Source organism: Belliella baltica DSM 15883 (genome assembly GCF_000265405.1).
Taxonomy (GTDB): domain Bacteria; phylum Bacteroidota; class Bacteroidia; order Cytophagales; family Cyclobacteriaceae; genus Belliella; species Belliella baltica.
The window spans coordinates 421,489-447,531 of the sequence record NC_018010.1 but is presented as its reverse complement, the minus strand read 5'-3'; the positions used below and the strand labels follow the sequence as shown (position 1 = coordinate 447,531).

Genomic DNA, 26,043 nt, shown 5'->3' with positions numbered 1-26,043 from the left:
TATGCTTCAAAACTCTACGATCAAAGATTATTTGATGCTTCATTTCATAGTGGTGATTTGGGGTTTTACGGCCATTTTAGGATTGCTGATCAGTATTCCATCAGTAGAAATTGTCTTTTATAGAACTTTGCTGGCAAGTGGATTTTTAGGATTGGTTTTTTTAGTAAAAAAGCAAAAAATCAAGCTGTCAAATCAAGAACTTGCGAAAGTCATAGGAACAGGGTTTTTGATCAGTCTTCATTGGATTTTGTTTTTCTGGGCTGCCCGCATATCAACAGCTTCAGTTTGTCTTGCAGGCATGGCAACTACCTCGCTTTGGACAGCTTTTATCGAACCGATGGTCAATAAATCAAAAGTAAAATGGTTCGAAATTCTGCTTGGCCTGATGGTGATTTCTGGGCTTTATGTAGTTTTCAGCTTTGAAGGAGGATATTGGTTAGGATTGACGATGGCTGTGATTTCAGCATTGATTGCAGCGATCTTTACCGTCATCAATGGTCGGCTGACAAAGAGACACTCACCTTATGTATTGACATTTTATGAAATGTTGGGAGCCTGTATATTTTCGGTTTTGTTTATGCCATTTTATGCAGTATTTTTTACAGAAGGAGTGGGGCTACAGTTGATTCCACAAGCTTGGGATTGGTTTTGGTTATTCCTTTTGGGTGGGGTTTGTACTGTGTACGCTTTTTCTGTTTCGGTGGAGTTGATGCGCAGATTGACAGCTTTTGCCATAAATCTTACTGTAAACCTAGAGCCTGTTTACGGTATCGTACTGGCAGTTTTGATCTTTGGAGAAAAGGAACAGATGACTCCAGGATTTTACCTAGGTACCTTGATCATTTTAATCTCAGTTTTGCTTTATCCTGTTTTTAATTATTTCAATAGGAGAAGGCAATCGAAAAGGGTTATAGGAGTGTAATGAAAAAGATTTGTTTTTTTTAGAATACAAATGACATTGATTCAGCAATACCCTTTGATCTTTTTCTTGAACTTTTAGTTTCTTATAAAAAGAATTATAGTTGAAGTTAATTTGAGAAAATCAAAAGACTCTTTATTTAAGAAAAAATTCAGTGATTTTTGTGAAAGTAGGTGGGGATTATCAGTGGTATTAGTTTTAAACTATGTAATAATTACGAATGATATAGATATTCTACAAATATATATTTCTTGTATTTCTGAATTCCATAAATTTTTAAAAATTCGAAAAAAAACGGTTTCAAGAAATAAATTCGGTGTATTCCACTAATTAAGAGAAGATTATTACGTAGGATTTATATGATTTTTAAAAATAATCCCGATATTTCCGCCATTATTTTATTGGTCCATTAATAATTTATCAAAAGAACAAGAATGTAAATGCTTTTTAAATAGGCTCAACTATGATAGAAAGCCCATAAATTCTTCAATACTAAATAGACTTAATTATGTTAAAAACAGCATTCATTACAGTTTTTCTGAATTTAGTTTTGGTATTTTGTGCCCTAGCTCAAAGTAAAGTCAGGTTGAGCTCTAATTTTCCAGATGTTGAATTTTTTAAATTGTCAGATAATAGTGACGAAAATCCAGTATCACTAGGCTTAGGGAATGTTGATTTTAAGTTAGAAAAGGACTCGAAAAATAGAGTAAAAGTTTACAAAGAAGGGTATGAACCTGTGATAGCTGAATTTCCCCGAACTGAAAAGTGGGATAAGGATCAAATAATCATTTTAGAAAATAGACTTGTGAGCTTTGCGGTGGATCAAAGTGGAGCTACGATTTCGTTTGGGGACTCTGTTACGAATCAAAAACAAGTCAATATAGTCATTCCAAAATCACAGACGGTAGTTGTGAAAGTATCAAAACCGGGATTTGTGACAGAAGAAGTTTCTTTTCACAACAGTACTGACAGAGCAGAACCGCCTTTGGTTCATTTGGTGAGTTTGCAAGATAGAGTGGTTAAATTAGATTTAAAACCTGCTGACGCCTCTTTTTCCGTAAATGGTCAAAATGTTTCCAATTCAAATTCTGAGTTTGTAGTACCTTTTGGAAAGTGCGTTGAGGTGGTTATTAGTAAAAAAGGTTATGCTGACATTGTAAAAGAATATTGTAATACTGCGGAAAATTCTAATACTTTACCTATCACCCAAAACATCATATTAGAAGACAGGGTGTTAAGCTTTAATGCACTGCCATCGGACGCTTCTATTTTTGTAAATGGTAAAATGGAATCCTTGGGAAGCTACGAAATGTTTTTAGCGAAAGGTAAATGCATTACTGTGAACATTGTAAAGGATGGCTATTTAACATTTTCCAAAAACTATTGTAACCAAGATGGAGCTGAAGAATTGCCTATAATGGAGCAAGTAAATCTTCAGGAAAATGAAGCGTATAATGCTTCTTTAGAATCCAATTTTTCAAATTCCAGATTGCTTTTACCTGCTCAAGCAGCCAATGTAAAAGAGGAAAGCTGGAAACTTTTAATTTCTATTCTTACTAAAGAATTTGATGTCTTAGAAACGGTTGATTTTAATGCAGGCTACTTGATTTCAGCTTGGAAATACCAAGAGTTTAATAAAGGGGAATTGACAACAAGAAATCGCGTAATTGTTACATCCTCAAGTAATTCAAATCAAAATGAATATGCTGTAAAATTTGTTAGTCAATTGGCTGAAGGAAAAATGGAGTCAAGGGATGAATCAAAGTTTAAAGATTGGAACAGAATCCTTACCAAATACGATGATCTAGCTGATGAGCTTATAGAAAGATTCCAGTTCAGCATAGACCCTTCAAAATCTATAGACACTTCATCGATTCCTGCTATAAAGACAGAAATAACTCCCATTGATACTATTCCTGCTGATTCAACCAAAATAGACACTATTCCACTAGAGCCTATTAGAAGGGATACGATTCCAGCAGATACTACCAAAACAGAGAAAAATCCAGCAGATACAACTAAAACAAACAGTAAAATATAAGATTTTCAATCTTTTGTAAATGGGGGAAATAGAGTTTGAGGTTTTAAATTGAACATTATAAAACTCCTTCAAACACAAAATAACCTTCTTTCCAATTTCCCTTTTCAGGCTTTTCTTCAAACAATCCAAACACAGTCGAGCCAGACCCTGACATCGCAGCATAAAATGCACCCATCTCATAAAGTTGTGTTTTGATCGAAGCAATTTCAGGATATCGGGGAAAGATACTTGCCTCAAAGTCGTTGATCAATTCATCTTTCCATCGGCTTTGGTCTGCAAGTACTTTTTTCAAATCAATGGAGGAAGCTTTGGGAGTTACGCCAGCGTAAGCTTCTTTTGTTCCGATATGAATATTGGGATTGATCAAGAGGAGGTGTTTTCCCGAAAGGTCCACTTCCACAGGTTCCAAGATTTCGCCTCTTCCCGTAGCTATTTTAGGCGTGTTTTCTATAAAAAATGGGCAGTCACTCCCCAATTGTGCAGCATACTCTTCCAAAAACCAATCCTCTAGTAGTAGATCAAAAAGATTGTTCATCATGCTCAAGGCAAAAGCAGCATCAGCTGAACCACCACCTAGGCCTGCCCCCATCGGGATGTTTTTATGCAGATGAATATTCAAATGCGGCAATTCATTGAAGTCCTTTCTCAGGAGTTTAAGCGCTTTGAAAATGAGGTTGTCTTTTTCAGTTCCAGGGATCTCCAATCCTGTGCTTGTGAACGTAGTCTTCTTATCCAGAATCATTTCCAAGGCATCATAAAGTGGAATCGGAACCATACAAGTTTCTATCTCGTGGTATCCATCTTTTCTTTTGCCTGTAATGTGTAGGCCAAGGTTGATCTTGGCATTTGGGAAACTGATCATAGTTCGAAATTAAAAATTCTCTAGCAAAATTATAAGATTCTAAAAAATACATTTGTTTTTTATTTAAAAACAAAATATAGTATTGATTTATCACTTATATTCTTTTTAATAAACCATCTTTTAATTTGTTTATTTGATGTTTTATAAAAAAATTTTTATAAAAAAATCAAAAAAATTAACTTTTTGTTAACATTAATGAAATTCAGGTTTTTATTTTAAAATTTTTAAATAATTCAAGTTTTTAAAATATAAAATTAGGTAAAATTCAAAAAAAAGTACATTAAATTTTTGTAAAATTATTAATAACAATATGAAAACGTTATTGATTTGATAAAAAAAGAATTAAAATATTGTAAGTGTCGAAATAGAGGTTTAATATTGTGTTGTCAAATAAAGAAGAAAAGTATTAAACCTAACCACATGTTTAAATCAGTCAGCCTTATTGGAATTATTATTCTCATCATTGGAAAGCAATGAGGCGCTAGACTATATAAATTAAACAACCATATACATCTAAGTGCCTCATACAACTGAGGCACTTTTTTTATATAAGCTTATTAAATAAACCTATTAAACCATGAGTTTGAAAAAGTATAGTTGGGAAATCAGTCAGAACGAAGAGCATCCAGCAGGCAAGGCCATGTTGTACGCCACAGGTTTGACTGATAAAAAGATGAACCAACCCTTTGTGGGTGTTGCCAGTTGCGGATATGAAAGTAATCCTTGCAACATGCATCTCAACGACTTCGCCGGTCTGATCAAAGCTTCCTCTCAAGAGCATGATCTGACCGGTTTAGTATTTAATACCATTGGCATATCTGATGGTACGACTATGGGGACCATGGGAATGCGCTATTCTTTAGTCTCCAGAGAGATCATTGCAGATTCTGTAGAATCGTTTATCATTGGGCACTCCTTTGATGGGTGCATTTCTGTTGCTGGTTGTGATAAGAATATGCCAGGTGCTTTAATGGGGATGATACGTACAAACAGGCCTTCTATTTTGGTGTATGGTGGCACGATCGCTTCGGGAAATTATAAAGGTGAGAAGCTGAATATCGTTTCGGCTTTTGAAGCCTTCGGCAAGCGAGTCAATGGGAATATTTCTGATGAAGATTATGATGGAGTGATCCGAAATTCTTGTCCTGGAAAAGGTGCCTGTGGAGGAATGTACACAGCAAACACCATGTCTTCGGCGATTGAAGCGATGGGAATGTCTTTACCATACTCTGCATCTTATCCAGCCAATTCACCAGAGAAATTGAGGGAATGTCGTGAGGTAAATAAATACATGAAAATCTTGCTAGAGAAAGATCTCAAGCCAAGTGATATCATTACTAAAAAGAGCTTAGAAAATGCAGTGACAGTTATCATTGCACTTGGAGGAAGTACCAATGCTGTAATGCACATCATTGCAATAGCTAAAACAGCCGGTATTGATTTTACCATTCAAGACTTCAAAGCTATCAATGCTAAAACGCCGATGATAGGTGACTTTAAGCCGTCAGGAAGATTTATGATGGAAGATCTTCACGAACAAGGTGGGCTTCCAGCATTTATGAAATATATGCTACAAAATGGTTTTTTACATGGGGATTGTCTTACGGTTACGGGAAAAACTTTAGCTGAAAACTTAGAGGGTATCGATGCGATAGTTCCTTCCTTGGTGAATGTAATTCATCCTTTAGAACAGCCTATTAAAGACATAGGACACCTTTGTATTCTTGATGGGAACCTCGCCCCTGAAGGTGCGGTAGCGAAAATCACTGGAAAAGAGGGAAGCTCTTTTACTGGTCCTGCGCGAGTATTTGATTCAGAACAGGAGGCAAATGATGCCATAAGAGATCATAAGGTAAAGAAAGGAGAAGTTTTAGTAATCCGCAATATTGGACCTAAAGGTGGGCCTGGTATGCCTGAAATGCTTAAACCCACATCTATGATCATTGGAGCAGGTTTGGGCTCAGATGTAGCTTTGATTACAGATGGACGGTTTTCTGGAGGCACTCATGGCTTTGTTGTTGGACATGTTACTCCAGAAGCATATCTCGGTGGTCCAATAGGACTTCTAAGAGACGGTGACTTAATCACTATAGATGCAGAAGGTTTGAAATTGACATGTAATGTAGATGATGAAGAGTTAGCAAGAAGAAAGGAAACTTGGAGGAGAAAGGAGTCTGAAGGGCTACAAGGCACTTTAAAAAAATACAATTTATTGGTTTCCACAGCTTCGGAAGGTTGCGTAACTGACAAACAATAAAATCCCAACACCATGATAAGAGGAGCAGATATCGTAGTGAGATCATTAATTGCCGAAAACGCTAAACATATTTTTGGCTATCCAGGAGGGGCAATTATGCCGGTGTATGATGCATTGTATGATTATAGTGATCAGATCAGGCATGTTTTGACACGTCATGAGCAAGGGGCAATCCATGCTGCGCAAGGCTATGCCCGCGTTTCTGGACAGGTAGGAGTGGCTTTGGCAACATCAGGACCAGGAGCTACTAACTTGATTACAGGCCTTGCTGATGCGATGATAGATAGTACGCCTTTGGTTTGTATTACTGGCCAAGTGGCAGCCCATCTTTTGGGGACAGATGCTTTTCAGGAAACCGATGTAGTTGGTATTTCCATGCCTGTCACCAAATGGAATATTCAGGTAAGAAGAGCAGAAGATATAGCACCGGCAATTGCAAAAGGTTTTCATATTGCAAGATCAGGTCGTCCAGGGCCAGTTTTGATTGACATCACAAAAAATGCACAGACTGAAGCTGGAGAGTTTAATTATGTGCCTTGTCTAAGTATCAGATCCTATAGGCCATATTTCGAAGTCAAAAAAGATGAGGTTCAGAAAGCAGCTGAATTGATCAATGAAGCAAAAAGACCCTATGTTTTATATGGCCAAGGTGTTGTGATTGGCAAGGCAGAGGAGGAGCTAAGAGCATTTTTGGACAAAACAGGGATACCTGCAGCCTGTACTCTTTTGGGTTCAGGAGCGATTTCTGAAGAGCACCCTTCTTATGTGGGCAAGCTTGGTATGCATGGTAACTATGCACCAAATATGCTAACTAATCAATGCGACGTTTTGATTGCAATTGGGATGCGATTTGATGATCGCGTTACTGGAGATTTGAAGCGTTATGCAAAGCAAGCAAAGGTTGTCCACTTAGAATTGGATCCAGCAGAAATCAATAAAAATGTATTTGCAGATGCTCCTGTTTTGGGGGATTGTAAACAAAGTTTATCCTTATTGACTGCGGTAGTTGACAAAAAAAATCATCAGGAATGGCTTAGTAAATTCAGGGAATTAGAATTATTAGAGAAGGAATCTGTCATTGCCAATGATCTTTCACCTACTAAGACTGGTCTTACGATGGGAGAAGTGATTCGCTTTATCAATCAATATAAAGCCGATGACGCTATTTTGGTGACGGATGTTGGGCAACATCAAATGATAGCTTGGAGGTATTTTGACTATAAAACTTCTAAGACACAAGTTACATCAGGAGGCTTGGGAACAATGGGTTTTGCCCTTCCTGCAGCTTTAGGTGCACAGATGTATGATTTTAGCCGTCAGGTAATCTGTGTGGTCGGAGATGGAGGGATCCAAATGACTATCCAAGAACTAGGAACGATTATGCAGACTAAAGCACCCGTAAAAGTTGTGCTTTTGAATAATAATTTCCTTGGAATGGTAAGGCAGTGGCAACAGATGTTTTTTGACAGGCGATATTCATTCACCGAATTAGATAATCCTGATTTCATCAAAATAGCAGAAGCCTACAGCATCAAGGCTTCTAAGGTCTCCGAAAGAGAAGGTCTAAGCGAAGCGGTAGCAGATATGTTTTTACATGATGGACCATATTTCTTGGAGGTGGTCGTGGAAAAAGAAGATAATGTATTCCCAATGATTGCTACAGGCTGCTCAGTAGAAGAGGTTAGACTAAGCTAAATCAAGAAAATATGAATCGTTATACCATATTAATTTATACAGAAAATTTTATCGGTATCCTCAATAGGATCACGATTATTTTCACCAGAAGAGGGATCAATATAGATGCACTTACAGCTTCTGAAAGCCGACTGGATGGAATCCACAAAATCACCATCGAGTGTACTGTTACAGAAGACCAGATTATCCAATTGGTCAAGCAAATAGAAAAAATCACAGATGTGATCAAAGCATATTATTTTAAGGACACGGAGGTAGTCTATCAAGAAATTGCGCTTTACAAACTGCCCATAGATAGTCTAGACGCTAGCTTAGAAAAAGTGATCAGACAGTATAATGCCCATATCATTGCAGCAGAAAAGGAATTTGTGGTAGTAGAATTCACAGGGCATAAAGAAGATACTCAAGCCTTGTTAGAGACATTGAAGCCTTACAGTTTGCTTGAGTTTTCTAGGTCTGGCCGAGTGGCCATAGCAAAGCCTAGATTTTCCGTATCAGAATATTTAAATCATCAAACCTTATAAAACCAATAACTATGAAACTGAAATTTGGATCAGTAGAAGAAAATGTAGTAACCAGAGAGGAATTTCCACTGGAGAAAGCTAGAGAAGTATTGAAGGACGAAGTAATTGCCGTATTGGGTTACGGAGTACAAGGTCCTGGTCAAGCATTGAACTTGAAGGACAATGGCTTCAATGTAATCGTTGGTCAGAGAAAAGATTCCAAGACTTGGGACAAAGCAGTTGCTGATGGCTGGGTTCCTGGAGAGACACTTTTCGAATTGGAAGAAGCCTGTGAAAAAGGGACAATCCTTCAATTCTTACTTTCTGATGCAGGACAAATAGCACTTTGGCCTTCAGTGAAAAAACACCTTACTCCTGGAAAAGCATTGTATTTTTCTCATGGTTTCGGTGTGACATACAAAGAGAAAACAGGTATCGTTCCCCCAGCTGATGTGGATGTGATCTTGGTAGCTCCAAAAGGTTCTGGAACATCTTTGAGAAGAATGTTTGTAGAAGGTAGAGGATTGAACTCTTCCTATGCCATCTTCCAAGACGGAACAGGCAGAGCAAAAGATAGAGTTGTAGCACTTGGAATAGGTGTTGGATCAGGGTACTTGTTTGAAACTGATTTTTACAGAGAGGTTACATCTGATTTGACAGGGGAAAGAGGAACTTTGATGGGAGCTATTCAAGGAATCTTTGCTGCTCAGTATGAAGTGTTGAGAGCAAATGGACATACTCCTTCGGAGGCATTCAATGAAACAGTGGAGGAACTAACACAGAGTTTGATGCCATTGGTGGCAGAAAATGGCATGGACTGGATGTATGCCAACTGCTCTACTACAGCACAAAGAGGAGCCTTGGATTGGTGGAAGCCATTTAGGGATGCTACTAAGCCGGTTTTTGAAGAGCTATATGATTCTGTGAAAACAGGAAAAGAAGCACAAAAATCAATTGATTCAAATAGCAAATCTGACTATAGAGTAAAATTAGAAGCTGAGTTGAAAGAATTGAGAGATTCTGAAATGTGGCAAGCTGGCGCAACCGTCAGAAAATTAAGACCCGAAAATAACTGATATTATGAGTGAAAAGCTATGGATATTCGATACCACCCTTCGTGATGGGGAACAGGTACCGGGTTGTCAATTGAACACCCGAGAAAAGATCGTGGTCGCTAAGGCATTAGAAGAACTGGGAGTTGATGTAATTGAAGCTGGATTTCCAATATCCAGTCCAGGTGACTTCAATTCAGTTGTTGAAATTTCCAAAGCTGTATCAAATCCCATTATCTGCGCCCTTTCCAGAGCTGTGGAAAAGGATATTGATGTAGCTGCTGAAGCACTGAAATACGCCAAAAAAGGAAGGATTCATACTGGAATCGGTGTGTCTCCTTTTCACATACAATACAAACTCAGATCTACGCCAGATGAAATCATCGAGCGGGCGGTTAGGGCTGTAAAATATGCCAAACGCTATGTAGAAGATGTGGAATTTTATGCAGAAGATGCAGGAAGGGCTGAGAAGGATTTTCTTGCACGAATCGTAGAGCAGGCTATCAAAGCCGGTGCTACCGTAATCAATATTCCTGACACAACTGGATATTGCCTACCAGAACAATACGGAGCAATTATCAGACATTTGAAAGAAAATGTTTCCAACATTGATAAAGCAATCATTGCGACCCACTGTCACAATGACTTGGGAATGGCGACAGCCAACACTATTTCTGGTGTTCAGAATGGAGCGAGACAAGTGGAGGTTACGATCAATGGGATAGGCGAAAGAGCTGGAAATACTTCCATGGAAGAAGTGGTCATGGCCATCAAGTGCCACCATGATATTCCTGTGGAAACGAGTATTGTTACCCCTAGGATATACGAGACTAGCAGGTTGATTTCCAAATTGATGAATATGCCCGTGCAGCCGAATAAGGCCATTGTAGGAAGAAATGCCTTTGCACATTCATCAGGAATCCATCAGGATGGTGTGTTGAAGCACCGAGAAAATTATGAAATTATCGATCCTAAGGATGTTGGAGTTCATGAATCCTCTATTGTCTTGACAGCAAGAAGTGGAAGAGCTGCATTGAAACACCATTTGGATGCTTTGGGAGTGGTGTTGGAAGGTGAGGCCTTGAACGAAGTGTATGAAGAGTTTTTGGTTCTAGCGGATTCAAAAAGAGATATCACACCAAAAGACCTACTTTCTTTGGTTGGAAAATATGTGGATGAATCAACTTTTATCGAACTAGAGAAAGTAAGTTATGAGTCCAACGGCTCTATCAAAGCAAGCGTTACTCTGAAAGTCGGTGATAAAATTAAGCAAGCTTCATCCAGTGGAAATGGCCCTGTAGATGCAGTGCTTAAATCTATCGAAAAAATCGTAAAGCCGGATATTGAGTTGGAAGAATTTCTGATTCAAGCTATTACTGCTGGAAGTGATGATGTGGCGAAAGTACACATGAGAATCATGCAAGGGAAAATCCCTTATTATGGTTTTTCTTCCAATACAGATATCGTAGTTGCATCTGCGCAGGCATTTGTAGATGCTTTAAATAAAATACCGGTCAAAAATAAAGTGACAGTAGCTTAATTATGGAAAAGAAAACATTATTCGATAAAATTTGGGATGCACATGTGGTCAAATCTGTCCCATCAGGACCGGATGTATTCTTCATTGATAAGCATTTTATCCATGAGGTAACTAGCCCTGTTGCATTTTTGAATTTGGAAAAACGTGGCGTAGGTGTTCTTCATCCTCAAAGGACTGTGGGCACACCAGATCACAATGTGCCAACGGTGGATCAAGATAAGACCATTAAAGACAAGCTTTCAAGAATGCAAGTTGAAAAGCTTCGTGAAAACTGTAAGAAGCATGGCATTGAATTGCATGATTTGGGTTCTGCTCACCATGGCATTGTTCATGTGATTGGTCCAGAATTGGGAATCACACAGCCAGGAATGACGATTGTTTGTGGAGATAGCCATACTTCTACACACGGTGCTTTTGGAGCGATTGCTTTTGGTATTGGTACATCAGAAGTGGAAATGGTCTTGGCTACGCAATGTATCATGCAAAGCAAAGCCAAGAAAATGCGCATCACAGTTGATGGTGAGTTAGGTGCAGGAGTGACTTCAAAAGATATTATTTTATACATCATCGCTAAAATCTCTGCGGCAGGTGCTACGGGTTATTTTGTGGAATATGCTGGCTCGGCAATCGAAAGCTTAAGTATGGAAGCAAGAATGACCATCTGCAACATGAGTATCGAAATGGGTGCCAGAGGAGGTCTAATCGCCCCTGACGAAACGACATTTGATTACCTAAAAGGAAAGCAATATGCTCCAAAAGGAGAAGAATGGGACAAAGCGGTGTCTTATTGGAGGTCGCTGAAGACGGATGATGGAGCTGTTTTCGATAAAGAATATCATTTCGATGCAGCGGATATTGAGCCAATGATTACTTATGGTACCAATCCAGGAATGGGTATCAAAGTCAAAGGGAATATCCCAAGTACCGAAGGTATGGAAGGAAGCAACAAATCTTCTTACTTGAAGTCACTAGACTATATGGGGTTTGCTCCAGGTGAAGCGATACAAGGAAAGAAAGTTGATTTTGTTTTCGTAGGAAGCTGTACCAATGGCCGAATCGAAGATATCAGATCAGTTGCCAATTATGTGAAGGGTAAGAAAAAGGCGGATAACATCACTGCTTGGATCGTTCCGGGATCTAGGGAAGTAGAGAAAATGGCTCACGAAGAAGGTTTGGTTAAAATCTTGGAAGAAGCAGGATTTGAGTTGAGACAACCGGGTTGTTCTGCTTGTTTGGCGATGAATGATGATAAGATTCCTTCAGGGAAATACGCGGTTTCTACTTCAAATAGAAACTTTGAAGGAAGACAAGGGCCTGGAGCAAGAACTATGCTCGCCAGTCCATTGACTGTAGCAGCAGTAGCTGTCAAAGGTGAAATATGTGACCCTAGAGAGATCTTTTAATTCTTAAAAAAAGGAAAAAATGGCTTACGATAAATTTAATGTATTGACTTCAACAGTCATCCCGCTTCCAAACGAAAATGTGGACACAGATCAAATCATCCCTGCAAGGTTTTTGAAAGCTACAGAACGGGAAGGTTTTGGAGACAATCTATTCAGAGATTGGAGATATGATGTAGAGGGCAATCCAAAAAAGGATTTTGTATTGAATGACTCCACTTATTCTGGAAAAATTCTCCTCGCAGGTAGAAACTTTGGTTCTGGCTCGAGTAGGGAACATGCTGTTTGGGCATTGTATGACTATGGTTTCAGATGTGTCGTATCAAGTTTCTTTGCCGATATCTTCAAAAATAATTGCCTGAATATCGGTGTACTTCCTGTTACTATCAGTGCTGAATTTGCAGAGGTTTTGTTTGCAGCAGTTGAAGCTGATCCAAGCACAGAAGTAGAAGTGGATATAGATACACAAAAAATAACCCTGTTGAGCACAGGTCAATCAGAATCCTTTGAAATCAATGCTTATAAAAAGGAGAACATGAAAAATGGCTTTGATGACATAGACTACCTTTTAAATTTAAAAGAAGAGATAGAGGAGTTTGAGAAAGAAAGAGTTTAGAAAGGATGAAGGCTGAGGGATGAATTTCGAGAAGCGAGAGATTAGAGACGAGATTCTAGAAGTAAAGACATTCAAGAGACCTTTGAGGTCTTCAAAAATAAAATAGCAAGGTTGAGTTTTGGTAGTATGAAGAACGCTGAACCTGTCACGAGCATCGGGATGACGCTGATTCAGCTGATGATCCTGGATAATTGGAGTCTAAAAACCCACATCTCAAATCTCATTTCTCACATCTCACGTCTCAAATCTAAAATCACATGGGAACACACCGTAAAATAGAAATCATGGATACCACACTGAGGGATGGAGAGCAGACCTCGGGCGTGTCCTTTTTACCTTCTGAAAAGCTTCAGATAGCCAAGTTGCTATTGGAGGAATTGAAGGTGGATAGGATCGAAGTGGCGTCGGCAAGAGTTTCTCGGGGTGAGATGGAAGGTGTCAAGAAAATCACCCAATGGGCTGCCGAAAAAGGCTATTCCGACAGGGTGGAAGTACTTGGTTTTGTAGATACCCCTGCTTCGGTGGATTGGTTGGTGGAGGCTGGAGCGAAAGTTATGAACCTATTGACCAAAGGTTCTCTCAATCACCTGACCCATCAGCTCAAAAAGACTCCTGAACAACATTTTGAGGATATCCATACTTGTGTAAAATATGCAAGAAGCAAAGGAATCACAGTCAATGTTTACTTAGAAGATTGGAGTAATGGGATGCGTAATTCTATGGATTACACCATGGAACTGATCGGATTTTTGAATGAAATCCGAGTACGAAGAATCATGCTGCCTGATACGCTTGGGCTGTTGCATCCCAGAGAAGTTTCCCATTTTGTGAAATTAATCACAACCGAATTTCCGGATTGTCATTTTGATTTTCATGCACACAATGACTATGACCTTTCCATTGCGAATGTACTTGAGGCGATTTACAATGGTATTGCTGGGATTCATACCACTGTCAATGGACTTGGAGAGAGAGCTGGAAATGCGCCTTTGGAGTCAGTGACAGCTGTGCTCAAAGATTTTACAGATTACAAAATCGGTCTCAATGAAAGCAAAATCTACCGCGTCAGCAAGTTGGTGGAGCAGTTTTCTGGACAACATATTCCCGCCAATAAGCCTGTGGTCGGGGAAAATGTATTTACCCAAACTGCAGGAATCCATGCGGATGGGGATAACAAAAAGAACCTCTATTTTAACGACTTGCTTCCAGAGAGATTTGGTAGACAAAGAAAATATGCCCTTGGAAAAACTTCTGGAAAAGCCAATATCCTTAAAAATCTTCAAGAATTGGGGATATCGCTTGAACAGGATGAATTGACCAAAGTGACGCAAAAGATCATCGAGCTTGGCGACAAAAAAGAACGGGTGACCACAGAGGATTTGCCTTATATCATTTCTGATGTATTGCAGAACAATTCGATTTCGAAAAATATCTTTATCGAAGGCTACCACATGACCCACTCGAAGGGATTGAAACCAACGGTGCAACTGAAGCTCAGCATCCATGGAAAATCCTTTGAAGAATCTTCTTCTGGAGATGGTCAATATGATGCGTTTATGCGCGCATTGGTGAAAATCTACAAATCGGAGGGTTTCCAGCTTCCCAAATTGACGGATTACCATGTTTCCATTCCTCCGGGAGGAAAAACCGATGCTTTTGTGGAAACAGTCATCACTTGGGATTTTGGGAAAATTTTCAAAACCAAGGGATTGGATTCCGATCAGACTGTAGCTGCGATGATGGCGACCGAAAAAATGTTGAATATTATTGATAAAATGGATACGAGGGCTTCTGATAAAGTAAAATTTCAGGAGCTGAAAAATCAAAACCCAAAACAAGACAAAGAGAATTTCTATGGAAATGAATATAGCGCTACTGCCAGGTGATGGCATAGGACCTGAGGTAATTGCTCAGGCAGTAAAAGTGGTCAAAGCTGTTGGAAAGAAGTTTGGCCATACGATCAATTTCGAAGAAGCGGCTGTTGGGGCTGCAGCAATCGACTTGACAGGAAATCCTTACCCGGATGCAACCCATGAAGTTTGCTTAAGAGCAGATGCGGTGCTTTTTGGAGCTATCGGAGATCCTAAATATGACAATGATCCCAAAGCTAAAGTAAGACCAGAACAAGGTCTTTTGGAAATGAGAAAAAAATTGGGACTCTTTGCCAATATCCGACCGACATTTACTTTTCCTTCCTTGATTCACAAATCTCCTTTGAAGCTAGAAAGAGTCGAAGGCGTAGATTTTGTTTTCTTCAGAGAACTGACTGGCGGAATCTATTTTGGTGAGCCAAGAGGACGAAACGAGCAAGGAACAAAGGCTTTTGATACAAATGTCTACACCAAAGAAGAAATCACGAGATTGGCTCGAATGGGTTTCGAAGCTGCGCAAAAAAGAAGAAAATTGCTGACTTGTGTGGATAAAGCCAATGTCCTAGCTACTTCCAGATTGTGGAGGGAAACAGTGCAAGAACTTGCTCCAGAATATCCTGATGTCAAAGTAGAATATGAATTTGTGGATGCGGTGGCGATGCGCTTGATCCAATGGCCAAAAGCTTATGATGTATTGATTACAGAGAATCTTTTTGGAGATATTTTGACTGACGAAGCTTCTGTAATTTCGGGTTCTATGGGTTTGATGCCATCAGCGTCGGTTGGTACAGAAAATAAGTTATTCGAACCAATTCACGGTTCTTACCCGCAAGCAGCAGGCAAAGATATCGCCAATCCATTGGCAACAGTGCTTTCAGCAGCGATGATGTTTGAATATGCTTTTGATCTGAAAGCAGAAGCTCAAGCCATTTCCGATGTAGTCAATAAGTCTCTTTCAGAAGGAATCGTAACCGAAGATATCGCCGAAGGTGCCAAAGCTTATAAGACCTCTGAAGTAGGGGATTGGTTGGCGGAGAATCTTTGATTGCTATCATTGTCATGAATAATTACAGCTAGCTTTCCCAAAGTTTTAAAACTTTGGGAAAGCTTTTTTTCATTGAATTGCTACTTTTGTATTCCATTTACACTTCCCTATTTTTAAGCTTTCATTCAATTCAATTTCATGCAAAACAAACCCTTCACCTACCTTTTTTATATCCAATATTTAGGTTTGCGCTATCACGGCTGGCAGAAGCAGCCCGGATTGAAAACGATCCAAGGGAAATTGGAAAAGGTTTTTAGGTATGTATTTGGTCATGAAGAATTCAATATTTTAAGTGCTGGTAGGACAGATTCGGGAGTTTCCTGTCACAGAGGAGCTTTTGAGTTGTTCAATATTGCTGAGATCGATCTGCCTTCATTTATTGATCAAGTCAATGAGAATTTACCAGATGATATCAGGTTGTTAGAGGGAAAGCGAGTTTCCTTAGATTTTAATATCATCCAAGATGTTACTGCGAAAGAGTATCGATACTCCTTTACATCCGGGGAAAAGTTTCACCCTTTTGTAGCCGGGAATTTAACATACTTTTCAGGGGAACTCGATATCGATTCGATGAAAGCTACTGCTGATATTTTTGTTGGTGAGCATGATTTCAGAAGATTCTGCGCCAAGCAAAAGCAATCTGATAACTACCACAGACAGATTTTTGAGTCTGAGATTTTGGAAGATAACTTGTTACTGACTGATGGGTCAAGTCTAAAAAGATATTGCTATCGGGTCAAAGGAAAAGGTTTTCTGATGCATCAAGTCAGACTGATGATGGGGAGTTTACTGGAAGTGGGAAAAGGAATCATCACCAAAGCAGACATTCAAGAAGCCTTAAAAAGCCATGAGACAAGTCCTTTGAGTGGGAAAGTTCCTTCGAACGGATTGGTGCTTTATGGGGTGGAGTTTTAATTGCACTATATAGTTCTTGATTTTGCTTGAATCTGGAAATTTAGCATATCAAAATATGCACTCAGGCATATCTTTCTGAGACCTTGTACGCTACCTCAATAAGTTGTTATGTAGCTGGAAATATTAAGGTTAAAATTGCCAAAATGATAATACGTACATATATTTGTACTAAATTAAACACAATATTATGCAAATTACAACTGTCTCAGAGTTTAGAAAAGATATTAAGACTTACTTGGATAGAGTTGCAAAAAACTTTGAAACTTTGATTATAAATCGTGGTAAAGATTCTGGAATTGTAGTCATGTCTCTGCAAGAGTACAATTCGCTGATGGCCACAAATCACGAATTATCTTCTCGAAAAAATGAACTAAGATTAGACGCTGCAATTGACAAACTAAAGAAAGGAGACGCTTTTAGTAATGACTTAATTGAAATTAAATGAAGTATATTTTTGTAGATGAGTCTTGGGAAGATTATTTGTATTGGCAAAAAACCGACAAGAATAAGCTCAAGAAAATAAATGAACTTTTAAAAGATATTGCCCGAAACCCTTTTGATGGGCTGGGAAAGCCTGAGCCATTGAAGCATAAATATGCCGGATTCTGGTCTAGACGGATTGATAGCGAACATAGACTTATTTACCAATACAGAGAAGGAGAAATATTGATTGCTAAATGCAGGTTCCATTATGACTAGAGTAAAAGCACTAGGGTAAGGACTTTAAAGACATTCATTGATTCTGCCTCTTTTCTTCACTTTCATTACTCAAACCTTTGCACAGACCTAAACTTGAAAAATAGCCGCTCTGCTATACTCAAGTCTTCGGTAATAATATCAGCAGTCCCAAGTAACTCTTGGTTCATAGATATTTCTTGCAGGGAAATCAGCTTGCCATAATGCTTAGCGACTATCCGCAAGCAGGTTGGACCACAGTCTTTGGCGTCTGGTTGGCGATAGAATGGGAAACTTCTTTTCAAAAAGAATTATTTTAATTTTCAGATCAATGCTGTCCTAAATAATTTACAAGACAGATGTTTAGCTGTGTTTCTACAATTTCTATTGTGATTTTATCTGTAATCCGGAAATAGAACCCCCTGTTGGCTTTTTTGAGGAGGTTTTTCATGGTCTTCAAAGGGTTTGTCCAGCCACTTTTGCAGCTCTATTTTAACGAATATGTTCAGTCTGATAAATGCAACCAGATTGGACAGATGCCATCCGAATTTAGCGGTTGCCTTCATCACTTTTAGGAGCAGAATGGTGATCAGCGCGGTCCATATCTGGATCATCACGGCATTTTTCGATGTTCCGATAAAGGTTTTGATATGGAGTAACTGCTTGATGTCCCTGAAGAAGATCTCAATCTCCCATCGGCACCGGTAAAGATCACCGATTGTCTTTGCTGACCATTTGAAGTTATTGGTAATCAGTTCTACGGTCTGTTGGTTTTTTTCGTCCCATACAGCCACTCTTCTGAGTTTTCCGGGGTACTTCACTTTGGACTGCTGGTGGACCAGTTCAATTTCTTCGTCTATGAGTACTTCCTGTGCAGTATTTTCAGGGAGTTGACGTTCATTGATTGTGCTGAACTTAAGGTTATCCTTGTGCCTTATGACGAAAAAGACCCCCTTGCTGTCCCAAATGTTGAGCATCGGAAAGTCATTGTAATAGCGGTCAGCCACTATAACGGATCCTTTCTCCAAAGGAATATCATAAGCGCCCTTATTGTCGGCCATACTTCCTTCTGTAATATTCACATAAACAGGGAGTTTCCCGTCATAGTCCAGAAGCGTATGCATCTTTACAGCACCCTTTTTGGTCCTGAAGGTTGCCCAGTCAAACATCGAAAGGCAAAGACTTACCACCGTGGAGTCGAGCAGATAGACGGGAGCCTTGATCCGTAATTTTACCCTGCTCAGGGACGCCTGCTGTCCTAAATGCTTCAGAAGTCCGTAATACAGCTCCTTGAACAGGTCAGAGTCCCTGCGCTTGTTCTGATAACTGATACTGGACTTGGATGGTGCCTTGGCAATCCCCAGATGGTTTAGGTTCCCCGTGGCCGAACGCAGGCCGTTTGAAATATCCCTTACAGAAGTACTCTTGGCAAAATGACAGAAAAGCATGGACACCAAATGCGTCCAGCTGTCAAAGCCTTTGCAGGCCTTGTCTGTTTGCTTCTCTTCAACCAGTTTCTTGAAAATTGAACGTTCGATTTTTTTAATAATCTGAGAAAACAATGTAATATTACTCATGGGAGGTCTATGTTTTTTGGTGCAATCCCAAAATAGCTATTTTGGGCAAAAAACCAGACCTCTCATATCTTATTTAGGACGGTATTGAAATTATATGTTTAATAATTGCAAATATTAAATTTTTGGTTTAGTTTTACCATTTGTTCACATTATTAAACAAATGCGAAAACCTATGAAAAAAATTTTATCACTAGTAATGCTGATTTGCTTTTTTGGGCTACAGCAAGAGCTTTTAGCGCAGACAAGGGTAGTCCGGGGAAAGGTACTTTCCGATGAAGATGGACTTGGTTTGCCAGGTGCAGCAGTCTTGGTCAAAGGTACCACCTTAGGAACCACTACTGATATGGAAGGTGAGTTTTCCGTGGAAGTTCCTTCTGGAAGAAATGTGTTGGTCATCTCATATATAGGGATGAGAAGCCAAGAGGTCAATATTGCCAACCAAAATGACATTACAGTTACGCTTAAGTTTGATGATACGGACCTTTCCGAAATCATTGTAACAGGAACGCGCGTAGGGGCAAGGTCAAGGATAGACTCCCCCGTTCCAGTGGACATCATTCCTGTTTCAGAGGTCATCGATGCGGTAGGTCAAATCGATCTGAATCAGATCCTGACCTATATCGCCCCATCATTTCAGTCAAGCCGTCAGACCATTTCTGATGGTACTGACCATATGGATCCGGCTCAATTGAGAGGTCTTGGAACAGATCAAGTATTGGTACTCGTAAATGGTAAAAGAAGACATCAGTCTGCTTTGGTGAATGTCAACGGTACTGTTAACAGAGGAAGTGTGGGTACAGACTTGAATGCCATTCCTGCCAATGCAGTGGAAAAAATTGAGATTCTAAGGGATGGGGCGGCTGCACAATATGGTTCAGATGCCATTGCAGGGGTTATCAATATTGTATTGAAGAAGAGTGAAGGCCTTTCTGGAAATGTGGCAGCAGGTACACATGTGACCAATTTTCAAAGGGATTACATCCTCAATGATGGTCAGAATGCAGGAGCCAATATCAGTGATGGAGACATGGTGAGTGCTGCCCTGAATTATGGTTTGAAAATAGGACAAGAGGGATTCTTGAATATTACAGGCGAATATTCAAGAAGGGGTTTTACGAACAGGTCAGGAACTTATGTTGGCCAAATTTTCCCTTCCGTGGGAGGTGTGAATGTGGATGAACAGGAGTTGACTTCCAGGGGACTTACCAGACAGGATTTTGATATGAGAATCGGTAACTCTGCCATCAACAGTGGCGGTATCATGTTAAACTTCTCCTTGCCGCTTAAAAATGGCATGGAACTGTACTCTTTTGGCGGTTATAACAACAAACGAGGGAATGCAGCAGGTTTTTATAGGTATCCTAATGCTGTACCTGGAGCTGCAAGACAGAATGTATTCCAGATTTATCCAAACGGTTTCCTGCCTGAAATCAATACAGATATTACCGACTTGTCCAATACCTTGGGTATAACCGGCAACTTGGGAGATTGGAGATTTGACCTTTCCAATACCTATGGTCAGAATATTTTTGACTTCTTGATCACTAATTCTGTGAATTATACACAAGCTTTGACTAACCCTAATTTCCAAAGGGAATTTGATGCAGGGGGATTAAATTTCTTACAGAATACAGTCAATTTTGATCTTTCTAAAAAGTATGATATCCTTGCGGGTCTGAATGTGGCAGCGGGCACAGAATTCAGGGTGGAAAGATTTGGTGTAAGGGAAGGAGAGGAATCCTCTTATAGAAACTTTGACCCGAACTCTGGAGTGGCTGCCGGTGCACAGGTATTCCCAGGATTTGCCCCATCCACTGCTGGCACCTGGAACAGGAACAATATAGGTGTTTACCTGGACATGGAGCAGGATTTTAGCCAAGCTTTCAGTGTGGCAGGTGCTTTGAGATTTGAAAATTATTCTGATTTTGGAAGCACGCTTAATTATAAATTGGCTTCCCGTTATAAAATCACTGACGGATTTGTCTTGAGAGGTTCTACTTCTACTGGTTTCCGTGCACCTTCCATGCAGCAGAGATTTTACTCCAGGGTCAATACTTTATTTGTTACCCTTCCAGGTCAGGGTCTGGTACCTGTGGAAGCAGGAACTTTCAGGAATGACAGTGAGCCTGCAAGAATTTTGGGAATCCCTACTTTAAGACAGGAGACTTCCAGAAGTTTTACTTTGGGTACTACTTTGCAGCCTGTAGATAATTTGGAAATCACGGTGGATGCCTATCAGATTGATATCGATGACAGAATAGTGTTGACCAACAACTTCACAGCAGGCGGTGATCCGGTGTTGGCTGAGCAATTAAGTGCAGCCAATGCCAATACGGCCAACTTCTTCACCAATGCCATAGATACCAGAGCAAGAGGTATTGAATCAGTGATTACCTACAATCTATTTTTTAGGAATAATTCTAAGTTGAGCCTGATTTTGGCGGGTACTTTTATTGACAATTCTGTCAAGAAAGATGAAAACGGAAATCCAATCATTAAAGCCTCACCAGTTTTGGAAGCTACCGGTCAGATTGGTAGTTACTTCAATAGAGAAGATCAAAGTAGAATTGAAGTAGCCAATCCAAGAAATAAGGTAAGCTTTATGGCTAACTACAATGTAGGAAAATTCACGTTTATGTACAGGGCTGTGAGATTTGGAGAGATAACTTACTTGGATCCGACTATGGGTACAGATCCCTCTGCTTGGCCAATCAATACTTTGACAGGTCAAAGGGAATCACTGGATCAGACCTTCTCTTCAAAAATTGTGACCGATGTAACCGTGAGTTACAAATTTAATGACAACTTCAGACTGAATGTTGGGGCCAATAACCTATTTGATGTTTACCCGGATGTACAAGACCATAGCGGCAACTTCAGTTTGGGTAGATTTGTCTATTCCAGACGTGTGCAGCAAATGGGCTTCAACGGAAGGTTTATCTTTGCCCGTTTGAACTTCAATTTCTAAGTTGAAAGATATTGGATTATAGCTCTGCAGCAAATACTGTATAGCAAAAACCACCACACTTTATGGCCTTCCAATGGGAGGCCATATTTTTTATGATTGATCAGATCAAGTAGGTTTTAATTGATCCAAATGGCTAAATGCTTACAATGACCAATACACGCCGAACTTTAGCCAAAGCCGACTTCTGAATCGATCTGGAACCAGGTAATCATCAGTTCTATAATCAAGTCCGACTTCGTATTTGGTATCATCGTCTACATAAAAGCCCAAAGATGCGACCAATCTGTTTTCCAAATCGTCCTCTGAATCCTGGAACATATAAATGACCTCATTGGATACAGTCAGGTACTTTTCTCCCGGATCCAGATTTCTCCCTTGTAAAGGAAATTGAACTGCATATCTATATCTCGCCCTCCAAAGCATGGATTCTTCATTGAAAAAAGTTTGATCTGTTCTGATTCTGTGACCAACTCTAAAAAAATTGCCCCTTTGTAAGATAGTTACCTGCTGAATGGGTCTGTGGGTGTTTTCTTTTTAGAATATCACCTTTTTCATCTAACAATAATACGACAAAATCTTTTTCACCTTTTTCGAAAGCTATGTATTGTTTCTTAATTGGGTCATAATCGATAATCTCTACGGAGTTTAATGATTTGATGCTGAATTCACTAGTCTTTTGGAGCTTAAACTGAGCAAAAGCATAGGTGTTCGAAAATATTAATATTAAAATGCAAATTATTTTTTTAATTCCCATATGCAGATAGGTGTTTAAAATTTATATATGAGCTGACTGATATCAGTCAGCTCTAAACACGAAAGTCATTCGAGGGCCTCGACTTCATCTCCACAATTGCATGTTGTATTTTCATCATTTGGGCAATAAAATTTTCTAGTAGAATAAGTGCAATCGTTTACAGCCATAGAATGTTGCCACCAAGAACAGGTAATATAACAAGAACCTAAACCATCTAAAGAGAAGAGTCCATTACCTCCCATAATACTTGCCAATTGACTCCTTTGAAGCATATCTTCTGTAGAAAGCCCCAGTTTTTCTAAATTCATCATAGTTTTATTTGTTTTGATGATTTTTATAATATCCCGATCGTTTTGAGGCATCCGCGATTTCTGCCTTTTTTATGTATATTCATACTAATTCAATACAAGCTGTAGATCATCAATAGAATAATATTCATGCAGTAAGTGTCCATTAATATAGATCGTAGGGGTTCGGGATATTTCCTCCTGAATACACCAAGTTCTCATAGCTGAAAGTTTTTTCTCGTTTTGTTCAACTGAAATGGAAGATTGATACTTTTTAGAAAATTTTACTAAATCCTTTTGATTTGCACTGTACCAGCTATCCAATGCCTTTTTGGTTGTGAAGCTATCATTTTCTTGACTAATTGAAAGGATATGGTTGATCGTTTTGGTTTTGATACTCTCCGGGTTTTCATCTGGGACAAACAATATTTGTAATTCAATCAAACCCTGATCATGGAGGTGCTCAAGAATTGGATGTGCTCTAGCACAAGGACCACAGTAAGGGTTACATACCTTTAGCACCTGATACTTGGCAGTAGGATTGGTTAAAGTTATTCCTAATCCTTTAGGAGAGGATAAAATCTTTTTTGAACCTGACAGCAAGTGGCTGAAAACTTCTTTGTCAGATTTGAAATTTGCCAACTTTCTTTTATAAGCATAGAGCTTGTTTTGGTCGAGTAAATATGGCTTCAATAAGATCCAAGCAAACATACTTGCTGTAAATAGTATCGCAAAAACCAATAAATCCTGGATTTCTAAAATACCAGATACCGGTAAGATTCTAAATATTGTAAATTCCAAAGTAAGTAACCCTGCAATCCAGAGACAGAAAACACACCAGTTCTTAAGTTTGAAATACTGATAATATAAGGAGGAAAAGACAATAGGGATACTTAAATAGCTTATGTATCCTAACAATAGAAAAGAAGATGTAGAAAAATTACTGAAAAGTAGTAATAGAAATCCGCTGAAAAAATATCCAAATGCTAAGTTGCTAATAGAGATTTCACCAAGCAAAGAACCTGAACTCAATACCGCATCACAGTTTACTTTCTTCCCTCCTGAACAAAATTCCTTCAATGTAGAGTTAGATTTATCAACCTCATACCAAAGTAGCATAGATGCCACTACAAGTCCAACCCCTTTCAAAATCAGTAATGAAAGTAGCCCAATTGCTCTATCAAGATCAATTGATAGATTAATAAACTGTGAAATTATTAGTGTCAGTAACAAGACTGCGATGATTGCAATCATTCCACTTTTGACTTTACCAATTAGTCGATTCTTCTTATAACTTGGCTCTAATGATTTTTCCGTTTTTTCAACTAAGAGGGTTACTCCAGTCCATAATTGTAATACATGAAAAGAGTAAGTCATAACATAAAAGAATTAATTCAAACAATTAATATGTCGTAACTACTCAGGTTGTAAATTAGCTATATGATTTAGATTTTCTAAGATATTTCCCGAACGTTTGATCAGGGTATCCACGACGGATCTTATAACACTGAAGTTTTCAGCTCCATTGTTGGATTTGAACTGTCCTGATATTTTTTGTTTCACCTTGATGTTGCGTATGGCTCTTTCAGAGGCATTGTTATCCGGTGGTACTTTTTGGTGATAGAGAAAAGTAAAAAGTGACTTTCTGTATTTCAGGAGTCTTTTTTGTAGGGATACTGCTTCTTTATGTTTTGACTCTACAGGTTGGGCGAGTAGGTTATCCATCTTCTCTTCAATGGAAGCAATACTCCTGCTATTCTCTGGATCTGATAGTTTTTTGAGTTTTCTCTTCAGTGAGATAGCTTCCCTGAACAGGGCCCTAAGGCTGTCAGCCCATTTAGATTTATAGCGTTCAACAATGTAGTTGAGCTCCCTAAGCAGATGTGCACAACAGAGCTGGTGCAGGTTTTCCGAATAGTTGAAGTATGCCCTCCATGCATCGTGGCACAATACTGCCTTTCCGAACCCATCGGGAAAATGTGTATTCATCGCCTTAAGTCCACGTGATTCAGATATAGCTAACAGGGTGAGTTCCTCGGTCTGATAAGTCCAGACCCACTGTTTGTTTCCATCCACTTTAGCCCCAGTCTCGTCAGCTCCTATCACAGGACTTTTAGAGACTGCCGTCTTTATCTTTGCATATATTGGTGCAGACTTGCGGGCAAACCTACCGATAATGTTATCGATACTCCCCTCGCTGAGATTAATACCGAAGCAGTCCCTGAGAAGTTCTTTCATCCTTCTATAGGGAACATACTGTCTGGCATGCAGATAACCGACAATGGTTTCAACACCGCTCCCGTACTGTATGGGGGCATTGATATTGTCAGGGAATGACCCACTGATCTTTTCTCCACAGGAACAGTTTTTGGAAAAGATTCTATGCTCGGTACATACCACTTTAATCACAGGAAGATCCAGGACCTGTCTTTTGGAGGACAGTTCTGCTGGAACCGCCGACAGATCACCACCACAGCAGGTACAGAATAAAGGGATGTGGTTTTCTATTATGTCCGGGGAGGATGTCATTTCAAGGGTATGGCCTTTGTGTCCAGGCTGACCGCCGGTTTTGCGCCCTGTATCCTGACGGAGACTCTGATTTTTTTTGGGGCGGTTCTCGTCTTTTGAAGGGGGAACCGAGCTGTTGCGGCTGTTTTTGGGATTACGGTAACGGGCAAGCTCATTTTCCAAATCGGATACCCTAGATTTTAAAGACTTGACCTGCTCCATAAGCTGGAGGTTCATCTTGATCAGTTCCTGAATAAGCGTATCCCTGTGGTCCAATATACTATAGAAATGTTTCCTGAATATCAGCACATAATCCCATGAATACCAATAATCCACGCTGTTTTTCCCCACAAAAAAATGTGGATAAACCAACTTTAAAGCTGATTTTCGTACATTCACATACAAATACGCATCAATACACCACAGAGGGCAACAAGACTCCAAATACTTGAATATCGGTCAGTAAATAATGTACCTGAGTAGTTACAATATGTCAAAGCATTGAATAACAATGCGATGTGCTAAACCTAAAAATCATTATTTTAAAAAACAAATTTA

23 protein-coding genes are annotated in these 26,043 nt (G+C 39.3%); 15 read left to right on the top strand and 8 right to left on the bottom strand.

Going from position 1 to position 26,043, the window contains the following annotated elements:
• The first annotated feature begins 1 nt into the window (after nt 1).
• A complete protein-coding gene (locus tag BELBA_RS02095) occupies nt 2–922 on the top strand; it encodes a DMT family transporter (protein ID WP_014771100.1) in 921 nt (306 codons plus the stop codon).
• A 505-nt stretch (nt 923–1,427) separates the two neighbouring features.
• Complete coding sequence (locus BELBA_RS02090) at nt 1,428–2,960, top strand: hypothetical protein (protein ID WP_014771099.1); 1,533 nt, start codon at nt 1,428–1,430, stop codon at nt 2,958–2,960.
• Nucleotides 2,961–3,015: 55 nt separating this feature from the next.
• On the opposite strand, the gene ispE is transcribed toward BELBA_RS02090, so the two are convergent.
• Entirely contained in the window at nt 3,016–3,822 is an 807-nt protein-coding gene (gene ispE, locus BELBA_RS02085; RefSeq protein ID WP_014771098.1) for a 4-(cytidine 5'-diphospho)-2-C-methyl-D-erythritol kinase, read from the bottom strand.
• A 577-nt stretch (nt 3,823–4,399) separates the two neighbouring features.
• Here ispE and ilvD point away from each other — a divergent pair.
• The 12 genes from ilvD (at nt 4,400) to BELBA_RS02025 (ending at nt 17,415) form a co-directional block, all read left to right on the top strand.
• Nucleotides 4,400–6,079 (top strand): dihydroxy-acid dehydratase, encoded by a 1,680-nt coding sequence (ilvD, locus tag BELBA_RS02080; protein WP_014771097.1) that lies wholly within the window; start codon nt 4,400–4,402, stop codon nt 6,077–6,079.
• A 12-nt stretch (nt 6,080–6,091) separates the two neighbouring features.
• On the top strand, nt 6,092–7,774 hold the full coding sequence (gene ilvB / locus BELBA_RS02075) for a biosynthetic-type acetolactate synthase large subunit (RefSeq protein WP_014771096.1): 1,683 nt from the start codon (nt 6,092–6,094) through the stop codon (nt 7,772–7,774).
• Between the two features lie 11 nt (nt 7,775–7,785).
• Entirely contained in the window at nt 7,786–8,298 is a 513-nt protein-coding gene (ilvN, locus tag BELBA_RS02070) for an acetolactate synthase small subunit (RefSeq protein ID WP_014771095.1), read from the top strand.
• 11 nt (nt 8,299–8,309) lie between these two features.
• A complete protein-coding gene (gene ilvC / locus BELBA_RS02065; RefSeq protein WP_014771094.1) occupies nt 8,310–9,353 on the top strand; it encodes a ketol-acid reductoisomerase in 1,044 nt (347 codons plus the stop codon).
• A gap of 4 nt (nt 9,354–9,357) precedes the next feature.
• A complete protein-coding gene (locus tag BELBA_RS02060; RefSeq protein WP_014771093.1) occupies nt 9,358–10,869 on the top strand; it encodes a 2-isopropylmalate synthase in 1,512 nt (503 codons plus the stop codon).
• A gap of 2 nt (nt 10,870–10,871) precedes the next feature.
• Nucleotides 10,872–12,272 carry a 3-isopropylmalate dehydratase large subunit gene (gene leuC, locus BELBA_RS02055; RefSeq protein WP_014771092.1) on the top strand — a complete coding sequence of 467 codons (1,401 nt, stop codon included), beginning with the start codon at nt 10,872–10,874 and terminating at the stop codon, nt 12,270–12,272.
• 19 nt (nt 12,273–12,291) lie between these two features.
• Nucleotides 12,292–12,885: a 3-isopropylmalate dehydratase small subunit gene (leuD, locus tag BELBA_RS02050; protein WP_014771091.1), complete on the top strand. Its 594-nt coding sequence runs from the start codon at nt 12,292–12,294 to the stop codon at nt 12,883–12,885.
• Between the two features lie 257 nt (nt 12,886–13,142).
• Nucleotides 13,143–14,771 carry an alpha-isopropylmalate synthase regulatory domain-containing protein gene (locus BELBA_RS02045; protein ID WP_014771090.1) on the top strand — a complete coding sequence of 543 codons (1,629 nt, stop codon included), beginning with the start codon at nt 13,143–13,145 and terminating at the stop codon, nt 14,769–14,771.
• Entirely contained in the window at nt 14,740–15,801 is a 1,062-nt protein-coding gene (gene leuB / locus BELBA_RS02040) for a 3-isopropylmalate dehydrogenase (protein WP_014771089.1), read from the top strand. The genes BELBA_RS02045 and leuB overlap by 32 nt, the downstream gene beginning before the upstream one ends.
• Before the next feature lie 138 nt (nt 15,802–15,939).
• Nucleotides 15,940–16,716 carry a tRNA pseudouridine(38-40) synthase TruA gene (gene truA / locus BELBA_RS02035; protein ID WP_014771088.1) on the top strand — a complete coding sequence of 259 codons (777 nt, stop codon included), beginning with the start codon at nt 15,940–15,942 and terminating at the stop codon, nt 16,714–16,716.
• A gap of 187 nt (nt 16,717–16,903) precedes the next feature.
• Nucleotides 16,904–17,161 (top strand): type II toxin-antitoxin system Phd/YefM family antitoxin, encoded by a 258-nt coding sequence (locus BELBA_RS02030; protein WP_014771087.1) that lies wholly within the window; start codon nt 16,904–16,906, stop codon nt 17,159–17,161.
• On the top strand, nt 17,158–17,415 hold the full coding sequence (locus BELBA_RS02025; protein ID WP_014771086.1) for a Txe/YoeB family addiction module toxin: 258 nt from the start codon (nt 17,158–17,160) through the stop codon (nt 17,413–17,415). The genes BELBA_RS02030 and BELBA_RS02025 overlap by 4 nt, the downstream gene beginning before the upstream one ends.
• A 65-nt stretch (nt 17,416–17,480) precedes the next feature.
• Here the strand turns inward: BELBA_RS02025 and BELBA_RS19230 are convergent, their stop codons facing one another.
• Nucleotides 17,481–17,636, bottom strand: a complete 156-nt coding sequence (locus BELBA_RS19230) for a hypothetical protein (RefSeq protein WP_245531187.1) — start codon at nt 17,634–17,636, stop codon at nt 17,481–17,483.
• Nucleotides 17,637–17,786: 150 nt separating this feature from the next.
• Nucleotides 17,787–18,968, bottom strand: coding sequence for an IS4 family transposase (locus tag BELBA_RS02020; protein ID WP_014771085.1), 1,182 nt, complete (start codon nt 18,966–18,968; stop codon nt 17,787–17,789).
• 172 nt (nt 18,969–19,140) lie between these two features.
• Between BELBA_RS02020 and BELBA_RS02015 the strand changes: the two genes are divergently transcribed.
• Nucleotides 19,141–21,936 carry a TonB-dependent receptor gene (locus BELBA_RS02015; RefSeq protein WP_014771084.1) on the top strand — a complete coding sequence of 932 codons (2,796 nt, stop codon included), beginning with the start codon at nt 19,141–19,143 and terminating at the stop codon, nt 21,934–21,936.
• A gap of 141 nt (nt 21,937–22,077) precedes the next feature.
• Here the strand turns inward: BELBA_RS02015 and BELBA_RS02010 are convergent, their stop codons facing one another.
• The 5 genes from BELBA_RS02010 to tnpC form a co-directional block, all read right to left on the bottom strand.
• Nucleotides 22,078–22,434, bottom strand: a complete 357-nt coding sequence (locus tag BELBA_RS02010) for a DUF2490 domain-containing protein (protein WP_245531186.1) — start codon at nt 22,432–22,434, stop codon at nt 22,078–22,080.
• Entirely contained in the window at nt 22,409–22,690 is a 282-nt protein-coding gene (locus BELBA_RS02005) for a hypothetical protein (protein ID WP_014771083.1), read from the bottom strand. The genes BELBA_RS02010 and BELBA_RS02005 overlap by 26 nt, the downstream gene beginning before the upstream one ends.
• A gap of 65 nt (nt 22,691–22,755) precedes the next feature.
• Nucleotides 22,756–23,052, bottom strand: coding sequence for a hypothetical protein (locus BELBA_RS02000; RefSeq protein WP_014771082.1), 297 nt, complete (start codon nt 23,050–23,052; stop codon nt 22,756–22,758).
• A 33-nt stretch (nt 23,053–23,085) separates the two neighbouring features.
• Entirely contained in the window at nt 23,086–24,354 is a 1,269-nt protein-coding gene (locus tag BELBA_RS01995) for a vitamin K epoxide reductase family protein (protein WP_014771081.1), read from the bottom strand.
• Between the two features lie 39 nt (nt 24,355–24,393).
• On the bottom strand, nt 24,394–25,836 hold the full coding sequence (tnpC, locus tag BELBA_RS01990) for an IS66 family transposase (RefSeq protein ID WP_245531113.1): 1,443 nt from the start codon (nt 25,834–25,836) through the stop codon (nt 24,394–24,396).
• Between the last annotated feature and the right edge of the window lie 207 nt (nt 25,837–26,043).